The 15959-nt window shown below is 67.0% G+C and carries 12 protein-coding genes and 2 tRNA genes; 11 read left to right on the forward strand and 3 right to left on the reverse strand.

Features of this window, described 5'->3' with window-relative positions:
- Positions 1-47: 47 nt before the first annotated feature.
- A complete protein-coding gene (gene serA, locus ABQF30_RS06455) occupies positions 48-1643 on the forward strand; it encodes a phosphoglycerate dehydrogenase (RefSeq protein WP_448461959.1) in 1596 nt (531 codons plus the stop codon).
- Positions 1640-2650, forward strand: a complete 1011-nt coding sequence (locus tag ABQF30_RS06460) for a 3-isopropylmalate dehydrogenase (RefSeq protein ID WP_448461960.1) — start codon at positions 1640-1642, stop codon at positions 2648-2650. The genes serA and ABQF30_RS06460 overlap by 4 nt, the downstream gene beginning before the upstream one ends.
- A gap of 67 nt (positions 2651-2717) precedes the next feature.
- Here ABQF30_RS06460 and ABQF30_RS06465 read toward each other — a convergent pair whose 3' ends face one another.
- Positions 2718-3905, reverse strand: coding sequence for an MFS transporter (locus ABQF30_RS06465; RefSeq protein ID WP_448461961.1), 1188 nt, complete (start codon positions 3903-3905; stop codon positions 2718-2720).
- Between the two features lie 130 nt (positions 3906-4035).
- On the opposite strand from ABQF30_RS06465, the gene ABQF30_RS06470 reads away from it, so the two are divergent.
- From ABQF30_RS06470 to ABQF30_RS06485, 4 genes are all read left to right on the forward strand, one after another.
- A complete protein-coding gene (locus ABQF30_RS06470) occupies positions 4036-5205 on the forward strand; it encodes an alpha/beta hydrolase family protein (protein WP_448463502.1) in 1170 nt (389 codons plus the stop codon).
- 50 nt (positions 5206-5255) lie between these two features.
- Positions 5256-6053 carry a fumarylacetoacetate hydrolase family protein gene (locus tag ABQF30_RS06475; protein WP_448461962.1) on the forward strand — a complete coding sequence of 266 codons (798 nt, stop codon included), beginning with the start codon at positions 5256-5258 and terminating at the stop codon, positions 6051-6053.
- Positions 6050-7501, forward strand: coding sequence for a glutamate--tRNA ligase (gene gltX / locus ABQF30_RS06480; RefSeq protein ID WP_448461963.1), 1452 nt, complete (start codon positions 6050-6052; stop codon positions 7499-7501). Before ABQF30_RS06475 ends, gltX begins: the two co-directional genes overlap by 4 nt.
- Positions 7502-7616: 115 nt before the next feature.
- A tRNA-Gln gene (locus tag ABQF30_RS06485) sits at positions 7617-7691 on the forward strand.
- A gap of 34 nt (positions 7692-7725) precedes the next feature.
- Here ABQF30_RS06485 and ABQF30_RS06490 read toward each other — a convergent pair.
- On the reverse strand, positions 7726-10866 hold the full coding sequence (locus ABQF30_RS06490) for an AfsR/SARP family transcriptional regulator (protein WP_448461964.1): 3141 nt from the start codon (positions 10864-10866) through the stop codon (positions 7726-7728).
- Between the two features lie 83 nt (positions 10867-10949).
- Here ABQF30_RS06490 and ABQF30_RS06495 point away from each other — a divergent pair, with 83 nt between their 5' ends.
- The 3 genes from ABQF30_RS06495 (at position 10950) to ABQF30_RS06505 (ending at position 12901) form a co-directional block, all read left to right on the forward strand.
- Entirely contained in the window at positions 10950-11822 is an 873-nt protein-coding gene (locus ABQF30_RS06495) for an NAD(P)-dependent oxidoreductase (protein ID WP_448461965.1), read from the forward strand.
- Positions 11819-12655, forward strand: coding sequence for an NAD(P)-dependent oxidoreductase (locus ABQF30_RS06500; RefSeq protein ID WP_448461966.1), 837 nt, complete (start codon positions 11819-11821; stop codon positions 12653-12655). Before ABQF30_RS06495 ends, ABQF30_RS06500 begins: the two co-directional genes overlap by 4 nt.
- A 173-nt stretch (positions 12656-12828) precedes the next feature.
- Positions 12829-12901: transfer RNA gene (locus tag ABQF30_RS06505), tRNA-Glu, on the forward strand.
- Positions 12902-12979: 78 nt separating this feature from the next.
- Here ABQF30_RS06505 and ABQF30_RS06510 read toward each other — a convergent pair.
- Positions 12980-13681 (reverse strand): IclR family transcriptional regulator, encoded by a 702-nt coding sequence (locus ABQF30_RS06510; RefSeq protein WP_448461967.1) that lies wholly within the window; start codon positions 13679-13681, stop codon positions 12980-12982.
- 96 nt (positions 13682-13777) lie between these two features.
- Here ABQF30_RS06510 and leuC point away from each other — a divergent pair, with 96 nt between their 5' ends.
- Both leuC and leuD read left to right on the forward strand, forming a co-directional pair.
- Positions 13778-15232: a 3-isopropylmalate dehydratase large subunit gene (gene leuC, locus ABQF30_RS06515; RefSeq protein ID WP_448461968.1), complete on the forward strand. Its 1455-nt coding sequence runs from the start codon at positions 13778-13780 to the stop codon at positions 15230-15232.
- A gap of 12 nt (positions 15233-15244) precedes the next feature.
- On the forward strand, positions 15245-15838 hold the full coding sequence (leuD, locus tag ABQF30_RS06520; RefSeq protein WP_448461969.1) for a 3-isopropylmalate dehydratase small subunit: 594 nt from the start codon (positions 15245-15247) through the stop codon (positions 15836-15838).
- Positions 15839-15959: the final 121 nt, after the last annotated feature.

Below are 15959 nucleotides of genomic sequence, written 5' to 3' on the forward strand. Positions count from 1 at the left end.
TGGTAGTGGCCGTCCAGCGGCGCATAGCCACACATTAGGCTGTCCGGGTGAGTCTTCCCGTTGTACTGATTGCCGACAAGCTCGCGGAATCGACCGTTGCCGCCCTCGGTGACCAGGTAGAGGTCAGGTGGGTCGACGGTCCGGACCGCGAGAAGCTTCTCGCCGCCGTGCCCGACGCCGACGCGCTGCTGGTGCGTTCGGCAACCACCGTCGACGCCGAGGTCATCGCCGCCGCACCCAAGCTCAAGATCGTCGCCCGCGCCGGCGTCGGCCTGGACAACGTCGACGTCGACGCTGCCACCGCCCGCGGCGTATTGGTGGTCAACGCGCCGACGTCGAACATCCACAGTGCCGCCGAACACGCGCTGGCGTTGCTGCTGTCCGCCGCCCGGCAGATCCCGGCAGCTGACGCGACGTTGCGGGACCGCACCTGGAAGCGCTCGTCGTTCTCCGGCACCGAAATCTTCGGCAAGACCGTCGGCGTGGTCGGCCTCGGCCGCATCGGGCAGCTGGTCGCGGCGCGGCTGGCCGCCTTCGGAGCGCACATCGTGGCCTACGACCCCTACGTGTCCCAGGCCCGCGCCGCCCAACTGGGCATCGAACTGCTGAGCCTCGACGAACTGCTCGGCCGCGCCGACTTCATCTCGGTGCACCTGCCCAAGACCAAAGAGACCGCGGGTCTGATCGGCAAGGAAGCGCTGGCCAAGACCAAGCCGGGTGTGATCATCGTCAACGCCGCGCGCGGTGGCCTGATCGACGAGCAGGCGCTGGCCGACGCCATCAACAGTGGGCATGTGCGGGGCGCCGGGCTCGATGTGTTCGCCACCGAGCCGTGCACCGACAGCCCGCTGTTCGCGCTGCCTCAGGTCGTCGTCACCCCGCACCTGGGTGCCTCGACCGCCGAGGCGCAGGACCGGGCCGGCACCGATGTGGCTGCCAGCGTGAAACTGGCGCTGGCCGGCGAGTTCGTGCCCGACGCGGTCAACGTCGGTGGTGGCGTGGTCGGTGAAGAGGTGGCGCCGTGGCTGGATCTTGTGCGCAAGCTCGGCGTGCTGGTGGGTGCGCTTTCCGACGCACCGCCGGTGTCGCTGTCCGTGCAGGTACGCGGCGAGCTTGCCAGCGGCGGTCCAGGAGACGTTGACATACTGAAACTTTCGGCGCTTCGCGGGTTGTTCTCCGCTGTCGTCGACGAGCAGGTGACGTTCGTCAATGCGCCTGCGCTGGCCGCCGACCGCGGCGTGGCCGCCGAGATCAGCACCGCCACCGAGAGCCCGAACCACCGCAGCGTCGTCGACGTCCGTGCGGTGCATGCCGACGGCTCGGCGCTCAATGTGGCGGGCACCCTGTCCGGCCCGCAGCTGGTGGAGAAGATCGTCCAGATCAACGGCCGCAACTTCGATCTGCGCGCTGAGGGCTTCAACCTGATCGTCAACTACAGCGATCAGCCGGGCGCGCTCGGCAAGATCGGCACCCTGCTCGGCGGCGCGAACGTGAACATTCTGGCCGCACAGATGAGCCAGGACGCCAGCGGTGACAGCGCCACCGTGATGCTGCGCCTGGATACCGATGTCCCCGACGATGTGCGTGCCGCGATCGCCTCCGCGGTCGGCGCCAGCACGCTGGAAGTGGTCGACCTGTCATGAGACTCGCTGTAATCGCCGGTGACGGCATCGGCCCCGAGGTCATCGCCGAGGCCCTCAAAGTGCTCGACGCCGTACTGCCCGGGATCGAGAAAACCGAATACGACCTCGGTGCGCGGCGTTACCACGCGACCGGGGAACTGCTGACCGAAGCCACCATCGAGGAGCTGCGCGGCTTCGACGCGATCCTGCTCGGCGCGATCGGCGACCCATCCGTGCCCAGCGGCGTGCTGGAACGCGGCCTGCTGCTCAAACTGAGGTTCGCCCTGGACCATCACGTGAACCTGCGGCCGGGCCGGCTGTATCCCGGTGTGAGCAGCCCGCTCTCGGATGTCTCGGCCATCGATTTCGTCGTGGTGCGTGAGGGCACCGAGGGGCCCTACACCGGCAACGGGGGTGCGCTGCGGGTCGGCACCCCGCAGGAGGTGGCCACCGAGGTCAGCGTGAACACCGCATTCGGTGTCGAGCGGGTGGTGCGTGACGCGTTCACCCGTGCGCAGGGCCGGCGTAGGCATCTGACTCTGGTGCACAAGACGAATGTGCTGGCTTTCGCCGGCGGCCTGTGGTCGCGGGTGGTGTCCGAGGTCGGGGCCGAATTCCCCGATGTCGAGGTCGCCTACCAGCACATCGACGCCGCGACCATCCACATGGTCACCGACCCCGGCCGCTTCGACGTGATCGTCACCGACAACCTGTTCGGCGACATCATCACCGATCTGGCGGCTGCGGTGTGCGGCGGAATCGGCCTGGCCGCCAGCGGGAATATCGATGCCACGCGGACCAATCCGTCGATGTTCGAGCCGGTACACGGCAGCGCTCCCGACATCGCGGGGCAGGGGATCGCCGATCCGACCGCCGCGGTGATGAGTGTCGCGCTGCTGCTCGCCCATGTCGGTGAAACCGACGCGGCGGGCAGGGTCGACAAGGCGGTGTCGGAACATCTGGCCACCCGCGGCGACGCCAAGCTGTCCACCAGCGAGGTCGGCGAGCGGATCCTGTCGCTGCTCTGAACGTCGAGTGTGCGGCCAGAGCGTGGTTTCTCGGGATTCGACGCTCTGACTGCACGGTCGACGACGGCTAGGCGGATATGCGCTCATCGGGCGGCACGAGCGGTACCGCCAACAACGGCAGCAACGCGCACGCCGCGAACGCGAGCGGGTATCCGGCGGCGCCGATCAGTGCACCGAACAGCGGCGCCGAAGTCGCTGTCGCCAGGTGTTGGGCGGTGTTCTGAGTGCCCAGGGCGCGACCACTCCAGAACGGTCCGGAGATCTCGGCAATGGCCGTGAACGCCAAACCGTTGTCCGACACCGTGATCACCGACGCGATCACGATCAACGCGACGCTGATCGGTGAATCCAGCCAGTCGGTGAACGCCAACAGTGCCATCGTCGCCGCCGCCGCCAGGGCGATCGTGCGGATGGGGCGCAATCGTTGGCCGATCACATCCGACCACCGGCCCGCGGCGATTCGCCCAGCGGCGCCCAGGAGTTGAGACACGGTGACCAGCGCGCCCGCCGACGCCGCTGACCAGCCGCGGTCGCTCATGAGCCACACCAGCGTGAATGTCCACACCATGCCTTGGGGCACCACCAACAACACCGATACGGCGTGGATGCGCCACAGCACCGACGAGCCGCGGTACGGGTTGGCCAGGTGCTCGGCGGGTGCCTCGTGGCGCGGCGGCCTCGGCGGGTCGAGCACGCCGACCGCGCAGATGAGCGCGGCGATGACGCACACCACGGCCGGAAACAGCAGCGCCGTCGACACGCCGTGACTCTCGGCGACTCGCGGGATCACCAAGGCGCCCAAGCCAACTCCCAGCGGAGTCGCCGTTTGCCGGATGCCCATCGCGAGCCCGCGCTGTTCGGCAGGGAACCAGCCGACCACCACCCGACCGCTGGCCGCATTGCTGCTCGCCGCTGCCATGCCGCCCAGCAACAGGAAAGCACCGACGAGCACCAGAGAGTCGGCGGAGGCCGCCGCGAACGCCGCAGCGGCGGTCAGTGCCGAGCCGACGGTCAGCACGATCCGTTCGCCGACCCGGTCGACCAGATACCCCCAGGCGATCAGGGTGACAACCAGGCCGAAGCTCGGCATCGAGGACAGCAGACCGGCTGTGGCCAGATCCAGGCCCCGCTCGCTGTGCAGGGTGGGGATGAGGAACGCGGCGCCGTTGATGAACACGTTGGCGCAGGTGGTCGCGGTCAGGGCGATGCCGAGCATCGACCAGCGGCGAAATGTGCTGATCGACGAAACAGACATGACCGCATCGTTTCACACCTATCTCAGCATCCCGAATTTACTTCTCACTATTTGAGACAGCGGCGGAAGGGCAAGGTGTTCCCTCCGAACACCTTCCGCGGCGTACCAATACCCTGGAGCCGTGAAATGGTTGGCGGCTGTGGCGTTGCTCGTGGTTGGAATCTTTGGACCGGCCCCGGTGGCGACCGCGGCGGCGCCGAATTGGTCCGGCCTCGATGCTCGGTACTTCGACGGTCCGATTCCACCGGCAGGCACACTCATCGAGTCGGTGCCACTGAATGCAGCCCTGTCCGTGCCAGGCGCGGGGCGGGCCTATCGGATCCTGTATTCGACTACCGATCAACATGATTCACCGGCCGTCAGCACGGCAGCGGTGTTCATTCCGCATGGCGATACGCCTGACGGCGGCTGGCCGACGATCGCATGGGCACACGGCACCGTCGGTCTCGGTGACGATTGCGCGCCCTCGGCCCAGCCGCGCAGTCAACGGGACAACGAGTATCTGACGCATTGGCTCGACCAGGGCTACGCGGTGGTCGGCTCGGACTACGCGGGTCTGGGTACGCCGGGCTTGATGAGCTATCTGAACACCATCGCCACCGCGCACAGCGTCGTCGACTCGGTGATCGCCATGCACCAGATGGACCTGCCGTTGTCGCCCAAATGGGCTCTCGTCGGCCAGTCCCAGGGTGGCGGGGCCGCGGTCAACAGTGCGCGCTGGGCCACCGAATTCAGCCGCGGGAGCGGGCTGGACTACCGCGGTGTGGTGGCGACCGGAACTCCCTTCAACGTCGAGAGCATCGTCAAGCAGGCCGGCCCGGATATGGCACTGCCGCCGAACCTGGGGCCTGCCGCCAACAGCTACACCGGCTACATCCTGGCCGGGTTCCGTGAGGCCCGGCCTGACATCGACGTCAACAGCGTGCTCACGACCGCCGGGGTTGACGCGGTCGACAAAGCCGAGACGTTCTGCAAGCCGCAACTCGATGAGGCGCTTACCGGCATGACGCCGACCGGGTTCTTCCGTGCCCCGCTGGCCACCCTGCCCGGTGTTTCTGAAGCTCTCGACGCCTACCTGGGCACGCCGACCAGTGGCTACGACCGGCCGATCTTCCTGGGGGTCGGCTTGCTCGATCAGGATGTCCCGCCGACCATGTCGATGCGTCTCAACGAGCAGCTGTTGGCCAACGGGCAGAACGTCACACTCAAGATCTACCCCGACGAAGATCACTCCGGCACGGTGCTGGCCTCCCTGCCGGACTCCACACCATTTCTTCGCGCGGCGTTCGACCGACGCTGAGCGACCCGTCCCTGGCCGACCGCAACGCCCCGCGCACTACGCTGGCAAAAATGCGCTTAGGTCGAATCGCCAGTCCAGACGGGGTCGCTTTTGTGAGCATCGAGGGCGACGGGTCAGATGCCGTCTGCAAAGAGATTGCCGAGCATCCGTTCGGGAACCCCACCTTCACGGGACGAACCTGGCCGCTGGCCGACGTGCGCCTACTCGCACCGATCCTGGCCAGCAAGGTGATCTGCATGGGCAAGAACTACGCCGCGCACGCCGAGGAGATGGGTGCTGTCGCACCCGAAGATCCGGTGATCTTCCTCAAACCCAACACCGCGATCGTCGGGCCGGGCGTGCCCATCCAACTGCCCGCCGATGCCGATCCCGTCCACCACGAGGGCGAGCTGGCCGTCGTCATCGGCCGGCCGTGCAAGGACGTGCCCGCGTCGCGTGCCGCGGAGAACATCCTGGGCTACACGATCGCCAACGACGTCTCCGCGCGCGACCAGCAGAAGAAGGATGGGCAGTGGATGCGGGCGAAAGGCCATGACACCTTCTGCCCGGTCGGCCCGTGGATCGTCACCGATCTGGACCCTTCGGACTTGGAACTGCGCACCGAGGTGATCCGTGGGATTGCCGGCGGAAGAGAACTGCGTCAGCGCAGCCGAACCTCGTTGATGATTCACGACATCGGCGCGATCGTGGAATGGGCCTCTGCGGTGATGACATTGCTACCGGGGGACCTCATCCTGACCGGAACCCCCGAAGGCGTCGGGCCCATCGAACACGGCGACACCGTGAGCATCACCGTCGAAGGTATCGGCACTCTCACCAATCCTGTTGTGCGCAAAGGAAAGTCATGACGACTAGAGTTCGGTTCTGTCCGTCCCCAACCGGTACTCCGCACGTCGGGCTGGTTCGTACCGCGCTGTTCAATTGGGCGTATGCCCGGCACACCGGCGGGACGTTCGTCTTCCGCATCGAGGACACAGACGCCGCGCGCGACAGCGACGAAAGCTACGCCGCCCTCCTCGACGCGCTGCGCTGGCTCGGGCTGGACTGGGACGAGGGGCCCGAGGTCGGCGGTCCGTACGCGCCGTACCGGCAGTCTCAGCGCAGTGACATCTATCGCGACGTCATCGCACGGCTGCTCGAAGCCGGCGAGGTTTACGAGGCGTACTCGACGCCTGAAGAAGTGGAGGCCCGGCATCACGCGGCGGGACGTAATCCCAAGCTGGGCTACGACAATTTCGATCGAACCCTCACCGATGAGCAGCGGGCGCGATTCGCAGCCGAGGGACGTCAGCCGGTGCTGCGGCTGCGGATGCCCGACGAGGACCTGTCGTGGAACGATCTGGTGCGCGGACCGACGACTTTCGCGGCGGGCGTGGTACCCGATTTCGCGATCACCCGCGCCAGTGGGGATCCGTTGTACACCTTGGTCAATCCCGTAGACGACGCGCTGATGAAGGTCACCCATGTGCTGCGCGGCGAGGACCTGTTGCCGTCCACGCCACGTCAGTTGGCCCTGTACCAGGCGCTCATCCGGATCGGGGTTGCCGATGCGATCCCCGAATTCGCCCATCTGCCAAGCGTTCTCGGTGACGGCAACAAGAAGTTGTCCAAGCGCGACCCGCAGTCGAACCTGTTCCTGCACCGCGACCGGGGGTTCATCCCGGAGGGGCTGCTGAACTATCTGGCACTGCTGGGCTGGGGAATCGCCGACGACCATGACGTGTTCAGCCTCGACGAGATGGTGGCCGCGTTCGACGTGGTGAACGTCAACTCGAACCCGGCTCGCTTCGACCAGAAGAAGGCCGACGCGATCAATGCCGAGCACATCCGGCTGCTGACCCCTGAGGATTTCACCACCCGGCTGCGGGACTATTTCGTCACACATGGGTACGACACCGGGCTGGATGACGCAGGATTCGCCGAAGCCGCCGCGCTGGTGCAGACCAGGATCGTGGTGCTCGGTGACGCGTGGGGCCTGCTGAAGTTCTTCAACGACGCCGCCTATGAGATCGACGAGAAGTCCGCGGCGAAGGAGCTCAAGCCCGAGGCCACACCGGTTCTCGACGCCGCGCTGAGCGCACTGGAGCCGGTCGCGCAGTGGTCCACCGCCAACATCGAGGCTGCGCTCAAGGCGGCGCTGCTTGACGGGTTGGAGCTCAAGCCGCGTAAGGCGTTCGGCCCGATCCGGGTCGCGGTCACCGGAGCATCGGTCAGCCCGCCACTGTTCGAGTCGATGGAACTGCTCGGCCGTGAGCGAAGTCTGGCGCGGCTGCGGGCCGCGAAGGACCGTGTGTAAAAGTGGGCGCGAATCTTTGGTAGTCTGCTCGTCGGCCCGGAAAGCGCAAGCGGGGACGCCCCCGCCAGGCGATTCGGCCCGAAAATGGCCATGACCAGCGGTGATGGCCATTAAATGGGGTATGGTGTAATTGGCAACACAGCGGTTTCTGGTACCGCCATTCTAGGTTCGAGTCCTGGTACCCCAGCCATCAAGTCTTGCGCGAGGCGCCACGTGGCGCCGTTTCAATCTCCGATCAGAGCCTCGACCCCCGTGTCGGCACCGCGCCGGAATTCCGCATCGAATGTCGCGTCACCCATGGTCGCTCGCAGCGTGCCTGCGATTCGGTCGACGTCGTCGCGCTGACCGTGCGGCAGCGGGCGGCCGACGGACTCACGCAACCGGGAGGCCGCCCCGAGCAGGCGCGCCGCGGCATCAGGCGACCCGTCCAGGCGATGTGCGCCGGCCAGCCCCTCCAGCGCGAGTGCGACCGCACGCGGATCGCCGCTGACACGGGCGATGTCGTAGCCCTCCTCGTGCAGCCGTAACGCGGTTGCGCCGTCACCGCGCGCTTCTGCGATGAAGCCCAGTTCGGCCAGCGCGAACGCGGTGCCGGCCTGGAATCGCTGCGCGCGATGCCAGTCCAACACGTCACGCATGTGCTTCTCTGCGACATCGAATTGCCCCGTCCGGCGGGCCCCGAGGCCAAGGCCCGTTTCGGCGTACATCTCGGCAGCCTTGAACCCCTGCTCGGCGCCGAGCCGTCTGGCCTTCTCGTGCAGGTCCCACGCCCGCTGATGGTCGCCTCGCAACATCGCGATCCGGCCCAGCCACGACAGCTGGAACGATATCTCCGGGGCCAGTCCGAGTTCCTCGGCCATGGTCAGGCCGTTTCGGTGCATCCGTTCGGCCCGGTCGTAGTCGCCGGCGATCTCGGCAAGACTGCCGGTGATGTAGCTGGCCTGCAACTGGCCCCAGCGCTCGCCCAATCCTTCGAGCATCGCGGTGCCGCGGGCGGCATCCCGCTCGGCGGCGACGAAGTCAGCGGCCGACAGGTGGTGGGTCACGAGGTCGATCAGCGCGACCGCGACGCCCCACGTGTCGCCTAGCTGCTCGAACTCGCGCAACGCCCGCGTGGTGAGCCGGCGGGACTGCGGCATGCCTGCCGAGGTGGTGACGTAGCCGAGGAACCAGAACGCCGTCGCACGGTCGGCGGGGTCGATGATCCGCTGGGCGATGTCGAACTCTTCTTCGTCGACCGCCTCGCCTGCCGCAATGGCCAGACCCGTGCCCCAGCACCGGGCGACGTGTCGCAGCGGCTCCGCGTCGCCGGGCAGCGCAAGAGCCTGACGGATCGACCGGCGGGCCTCACCGATTCGGCCGCGCAGGAACCAGGACCACGCCATCGCATTGACGAAGCGCAGCGCCAACTCGGTATCGCCGGCGTCGACGGCGGTTTCCATGGCGCGTCGCAGGTTCGGCGTCTCCAGCCGGCTCCATTCCAACCACGCGCACTGTTCGCTGGTGCGCAAGCCAACGGCCGCTCGTTCAGCCAGCTGCACGTAGTACTCGGCATGTTTGCGACGCATGGCGTCCAGTTCGTCGTTCTCCCGCAGCCGCTCCAGGCCATATGCCACCACGGTTTCCAGTAGGCGATAGCGCGGGCCGGCGGCGCTGACCACCAACGACCGGTCCACCAGGTCGGTCAGCAGACCGACGACATCATGGCAGGGCACGCCGTCGCCTCCGCACAACGCCTCAACCGCAGCAAGATCCGAACCCTCGGCGAACACCGCCATGCGCCGAAGCACGGCCTGGGTGGGCCGGTTCAGCAATTGCCAGCTCCAATCCAGCACCGCACGCAGTGTGCGGTGTCGCTGTGGCGCCCCGCGATTGGCGTTGCCGAGCAGCCGGAATCGATCGTCAAGGCGCTCGAGCAGCTCGTCCGGTCCCAGCGCACGGATGCGGGTGGCTGCCAGCTCCAATGCCAGCGGCACGCCGTCCAGCCGACGGCAGATCGCGGCCACCGCGGCGGCGTTGTCCTCGTCGAGCGAAAAGCCCGGAGCGGTGGCCGCGGCACGGGCCACGAACAGCTGAACCGCACTGAACGCTCGAACGTCCTTGGCGGCAACCGATCCTGGGCCGGGGACCGTCAAGGGTGGGACGTTCCACACCAATTCGCCCGCCACGCCGAGCGCCTGCTGGCTGGTGGCCAGGATCCGCAGATCCGGCACCGATTCCAGCAACGCGGTGGCCAGCGCCGCGGCCGGTTCGATCACCCCTTCGCAGTTGTCGAGCACCAGCACCATGTCCCTGCCCCGCAGGTACTGCGCCAATCGTCTGACGTCGCAGCCGTGCTCGTCGCGGATGTTCAGTGTGCTCGCCATCACGTCGACCACCAGTTCGTCCGGCGGGCGGTGTGCTGCGTCGTCGTGGCGGTCAAGGCCGCTGAGTTCCACCAGCCACGCATTCGGCAGATTTCGCGCCGTCTGCAGTGCCAGCCGGGTCTTGCCGACACCACCTGGTCCGGTCAGCGTGACCAGTCGCGTGGCGCTCAACAGTGACGCCACGGATTGCACCGCCTCGTCCCGGCCGATCAGCTCGGTCAACGGCGCGGGCAGGTTGGTCCGGGGCGGCGACGGTATCGCCAGCGCTGGATCCTGTTCCAGGATGGCCTGATGCAGGGCGACGATGTCGGGTCCGGGTGCCAGCCCCAAGTCGTCGGCCAGCAGCCTGCGCAGCTGCCGATAGCTCTCCAGGGCCTCGCTCTGCCTGCCCGCGCGGTACAACGCGAGCATGTGTAGCTCGCGTATCCGTTCGCGCAGTGGATGCGCGGCGGTCAGCTCGCCGAGCTCGTCGGTCAATCCGTCCTGGTCGCCGACTTCCAGCCGAGCCGCCGCCCAATCTTCCTGTGCGGCCACCCGTTCTCCGTCCAGCCGCGCGATCATGGGGGCGGCGAACGGCTCGTCGGCGAACTCGGCCAGCACCGGACCACGCCACAGCGCGAGCGCGTCGGCCATCAATTCAGCCCGGAGGCGGGCATCGTCGGTGGCGCGCGCACGCTCCGTCAGCTTCCGGAACTGCGTGGTGTCCACATCGACCGGCATGAGGTAACCGCTGGATTGGTGGGCCACCAGCCCGCCAGTTCCCGCCTCGGCCCGCTCCAGCGTTCTGCGCAGCTGGGAAACCTTGGTCTGCAGGGTGTTGCGGGGGTCTCCCGGCGGCCGATCGCCCCACAGATGATCTACGAGTCGATCCACGGACACCGGGCGGCCCTCGTGTAGCAGCAAATCGGCGAGCAGCAGCCGGACCTTGGCCTCGGGCACCCGGACCTCCCGGCCGTCATCGGTCCACACCATCAGCGGGCCCAGCACCCCGAATCGCACGATATCGACGGTATCCGGTTGGGGTGACAACGTCGTGCGCCGGCCGTGCGTGAACCGTGCGCGGCCGGTTGCACAGTGGCGGCATGACAGATTTCAGCAAGCCATCAGTCACCGTGATCGGGCTCGGAGCAATGGGATCGGCGCTGGCGGCGGCCGTCGTCGGCGCCGGTTACCCGACCACGGTGTGGAACCGCACGCCGGCGCGGACCGAGCCGCTGGTTGCCAGTGGGGCGGTCGCGGCAACCAGCGTGGTCGAGGCGATCGAGGCCAGCCGGCTGGTGATCGTCTGCCTGATGGACGCCGCGTCGGTGACCGACGTCCTCGACCCCGCCAAGGACGTGCTGGCCGGCCGCGTCCTGGTGAACCTCACCAACGGCACCCCGGCACAGGCGCGCGACCTGGCCGGCCGCTACGACGCCGACTATCTCGACGGCGGCATCATGGCGGTACCGCCGATGATCGGCGGCCCGGGCGCATTCGTCTTCTACAGCGGATCGCGCAGCGCGTTCGACACCAATCGCGCCGTGCTGGACCTGTTCGGGGAGAGCCGCTACGTCGGTGACGACGCCGGCATGGCGGCGCTGCAGGACATCGCGCTGCTGTCCGGCATGTACGGGATGTTCATCGGCAGCATGCATGCGCTCGCGCTCGTCAGATCCGCGGGCATCCCCGCCACGACGTTCGCGCCGCTGGTCAAGCGGTACATCGAAGCCATGCTCGGCTTCGTCGACGGTGCTGCCGAGCAGATCGACAAACAGGACTACACGATCGGCGTGGTCTCCAACATCGGGATGCAGTCGGCCGCTTACGTCAATCTGCTTGAAACCGCCCGCGATCAGGGCATCAGTCCAGAACTCATCGCGCCATTGGGGCCACTGATGGCGCGTCGTGTTGCAGCAGGCCACGGTCACGAAGACCTGGCCGGTGTCATCGAATTACTCAAGGAGGTCAAGTGATTACGTTCATTGGTTTGGGTCCGATGGGTCAATCGATGGTGCGTGCGTTGGTGAAGGCCGGGCACGACGTGACGGTGTGGAACAGGACGCCGTCGAGAGCCGAGGGGCTGGGTGCGACGGTTGCGCCGACGGTCGCCGACGCGCTCACGGCCGGCGACGTCGTTTTCCTGAGCCTGACCGACTACCAAGTGATGTTCGATCTACTCGACGGGCAGAGCATCGACGGCAAGACGATCATCAACCTCAGCTCGGACACTCCGGTGACCACGCGGCGGGCTGCGGAGTGGGCGGCGCAGCGCGGCGCGACCCTGATCGCCGGGGGAGTGATGGTGCCCGAGGAGCTGATCGCGACCGACGCCTCTTATGTCTTCTATAGTGGTCCGGAATCCGTTGTACGGCAACATGAATCATTGTTCGCCGCGATCGGCCGCGTCGACTATGTCGGCGAAGACCCGGCATTGGCGCAGCTGTTCTATCAAGCGCAGCTGACCATATTCCTGACGTCGTTGTCCGCGTATCTGCACGCCACCGCACTGGTCGGCTCGGCGGGAATCGCGCCCGAGAAGTACGTCCCATGGGCCGCCGAAGTCTTCGACAACCTGTCCTACTACCTGCCGGATGCCGCCAAGAACATCGCCGGTCGCGAACATCCGGGCGAGGGCGCCAACATCGTCATGATGGGCGCGACGGCCGACCACATCGTCGGCGCGAGCACTGAAGCCAAGCTGGATCTGGCGGTGCCGCAGGCGGTCAAGTCGCTCTACGACCGCGCAATCGCTGCGGGGCACGGCGGGGACACCTGGACCAGCCTTTACGAAGTGATCGCGCCCTGAAGGTGGCGGGGCCGGGCCTAGGCCCGATGGGCGCAGCCACCGTCACCGGGCCGGCCCGGCCACCGCGGCCGGCTCGGTGACGCCCTCGGGTGGCGCTGCCGATTTGTAGTACGCCTACGGCGGTGGGCTATGCTGTTACACCGGCGCGCCGATGCGTGCCACAGGAAGTTCTAGCCCCCGTCGTCTAGCGGCCTAGGACGCCGCCCTCTCACGGCGGTAGCGTGGGTTCGAATCCCATCGGGGGTACATCGCAAGGCACTCAGTCCACCAGGACTGGGTGCCTTTGCTTTTGTGCCGCCTCGCTCGCGGCGATTGAGATAGGCGTCACAGTCGGCGGGCCAAGGCGTCCGCGGCTGCGAGCAGGTCGGCCGCCCAGCGCGCTCCTGGGCGGCGCCCCATCCGGTCGATAGGCCCAGACACCGATACCGCGGCGATGACCGCTCCGCGGCCGTCGCGGACGGGAGCCGAGACACTGGCAACCCCAGGCTCGCGCTCGGCGGCGCTTTGTGCCCACCCTCGTTTGCGTACTTCGGCGAGCGTGCGATCGGTGAACTTGGCGCCGGGCAGAACCGCCTGCTGGGTGGCCGCGTCCGCGTAGGCCAGCAGCACCTTGGCGCCCGAGCCCGCCGTCATGGGCAGCTGAGTCCCGACGGGCACGGTGTCGCGTAGCCCGGCTGGGGGTTCCAGCGCGACCACACAAACCCGGAACAGCCCCTCGCGGCGGTACAACTGCACGCTCTCGCCGGTGATCTCACGCAGCCGCGGAAGCACGGCGGCGCCGGCTGCCAGGAGCGGATCGTTGACGTGGGCGGCCAATTCGGTCAGTGCGGGGCCCAGTCGCCAGCGGCCGTCGCCATCGCGGGCGAGCAGCCGGTGTGTTTCCAGGCCGGCGGCCAGCCGGTGCGCCGTCGCCCGTGGGAGTCCGGTCCGTTCGCAGAGTTCGGCCAGCCCGCAGGGTGACTCGGCCACCGTGTGCAGCACCCCCACCGCTTTGTCGAGCACGCCGATGCCGCTATCATTTCTCACAGAGAGATACTAGCGTCTCGCATAGTGAGATTGCACGGTAGCTCCCAGCCCTTTAACGCAAGCCCGCAGTGCCCTGAATCGAAATGAGTAGTAGCGATGGACCAATCGACACCGACACCCGCGAAGCCGCGCACCCTGGCCGAAAAGGTCTGGGACGACCACGTCGTGGCGCTCGGCGACGGTGAGGGCGCGTCCAAAGAGCCCGATCTGATCTACATCGACCTGCACCTCCTGCACGAGGTCACCAGCCCCCAGGCGTTCGACGGGCTGCGGTTGGCCGGGCGGCCGTTTCGGCGGCCCGACCTGACGATCGCCACCGAGGACCACAACGTGCCCACCATCGACATCGACAAGCCGATCGCTGATCCGGTCTCGCGCACGCAGGTTGAGACACTGCGGCGCAACTGCGAGGAATTCGGCATCCGGCTGCACCCTATGGGCGATGTCGAGCAGGGCATCGTGCACATCATCGGGCCGCAACTCGGCCTCACCCAGCCCGGTATGACGGTGGTGTGTGGAGACAGTCACACCTCCACCCACGGCGCCTTCGGCGCCATTGCCATGGGCATCGGCACTTCTGAGGTCGAGCATGTGATGGCGACGCAGACGCTGCCGCTCAAGCCCTTCAAGACCATGGCGGTCAACGTCGACGGCGTGCTGCCGCCCGGGGTCAGCGCCAAGGACATCATCCTGGCCGTCATCGCGAAGATCGGCACGGGCGGCGGGCAGGGCCACGTCATCGAATATCGCGGCAGTGCCATCGAGGCGTTGTCGATGGAAGGCCGGATGACGATCTGCAACATGAGCATCGAGGCGGGGGCGCGCGCCGGCATGGTCGCCCCCGACGAGACCACATTTGAATTCCTCAAGGGTCGTCCGCACGCCCCGAAGGGAGCCGATTGGGATGCGGCGGTGGCGGCATGGAGCCAGTTGCGTACTGATGACGGCGCGGAATTCGACACCGAGATCTACCTGGATGCCGCGACACTGAGTCCGTTTGTGACATGGGGTACCAACCCGGGCCAGGGCGTTCCGCTGTCGGCCTCGGTGCCGGACCCGGAGTTGATCGGGGACGACGGCGAGCGGCAGTCCGCCGAAAAGGCGTTGACCTATATGGATCTTCGCCCCGGCACGGCGATGCGGGACATCGCCGTGGACACCGTGTTCGTCGGGTCCTGCACCAACGGCCGCATCGAGGATCTGCGCGTGGTGGCCGACGTGCTGCGTGACCGAAAGGTCGCCGACGGGGTGCGCATGCTGGTCGTGCCGGGCTCGATGCGGGTCCGTGCGCAGGCCGAATCGGAAGGCCTCGACCGGATATTCATCGACGCGGGGGCCCAGTGGCGCCAGGCCGGCTGCTCGATGTGCCTGGGGATGAACCCCGATCAGCTTTCGCCGGGGCAGCGCTGCGCCTCGACGTCCAACAGGAATTTCGAGGGCCGCCAGGGCAAGGGCGGCCGCACCCACCTGGTGTCGCCTGCGGTCGCGGCGGCCACCGCCGTCCGCGGAACATTGGCGTCCCCTGCCGATCTGCCCGCCGCGACCCGCTAGAGGAGACCAAAAATGGATGCGTTCAATACACACACCGGAATCGGCGTACCGCTGCGGCGGTCCAACGTCGACACCGACCAGATCATCCCCGCCGTCTATCTGAAGCGCGTAACCCGAACGGGTTTCGAGGACGGACTATTCGCCGCATGGCGCAATGATCCGTCTTTCGTGCTGAATCTCCCGCCATTCGACAAAGGCTCGGTGCTTGTCGCCGGCCCCGATTTCGGGACGGGATCCTCTCGCGAACATGCCGTCTGGGCGCTGATGGACTACGGCTTCCGGGTGGTTATCTCCTCTCGCTTCGCCGACATTTTCCGCGGCAATGCGGGCAAGGCAGGGCTATTGGCGGCCGAAGTCGCTCAGGACGATGTCGAGCTGCTTTGGAAGCTCATCGAGCAGAATCCCGGCCTGGAAATCACTGTGAATCTTCAAGATCGAAATGTCACCGCGGGAACGGTTGTGGTGCCGTTCAGGATTGACGATTACACCGCCTGGCGACTGCTCTCCGGACTCGACGATATAGGCCTTACGCTGCGCAAACTCGATAAAATCGAGGCTTATGAGCAGCGCAGGGCGCAGTGGAAGCCGCGCACCCTGCCGGCCTGATTCGCCGGTCTCGGCGGCCTGAATTCGCCGCCTTCCAAACCGGTTCTGAACCCCCCGGACAGGAGTCCAAGTGGGGCAAGCGGATTGCCGGAATGTTCGCCAGCTACGCCTGAAATTGCGC

Source organism: Mycolicibacterium sp. XJ870, from assembly GCF_053483975.1.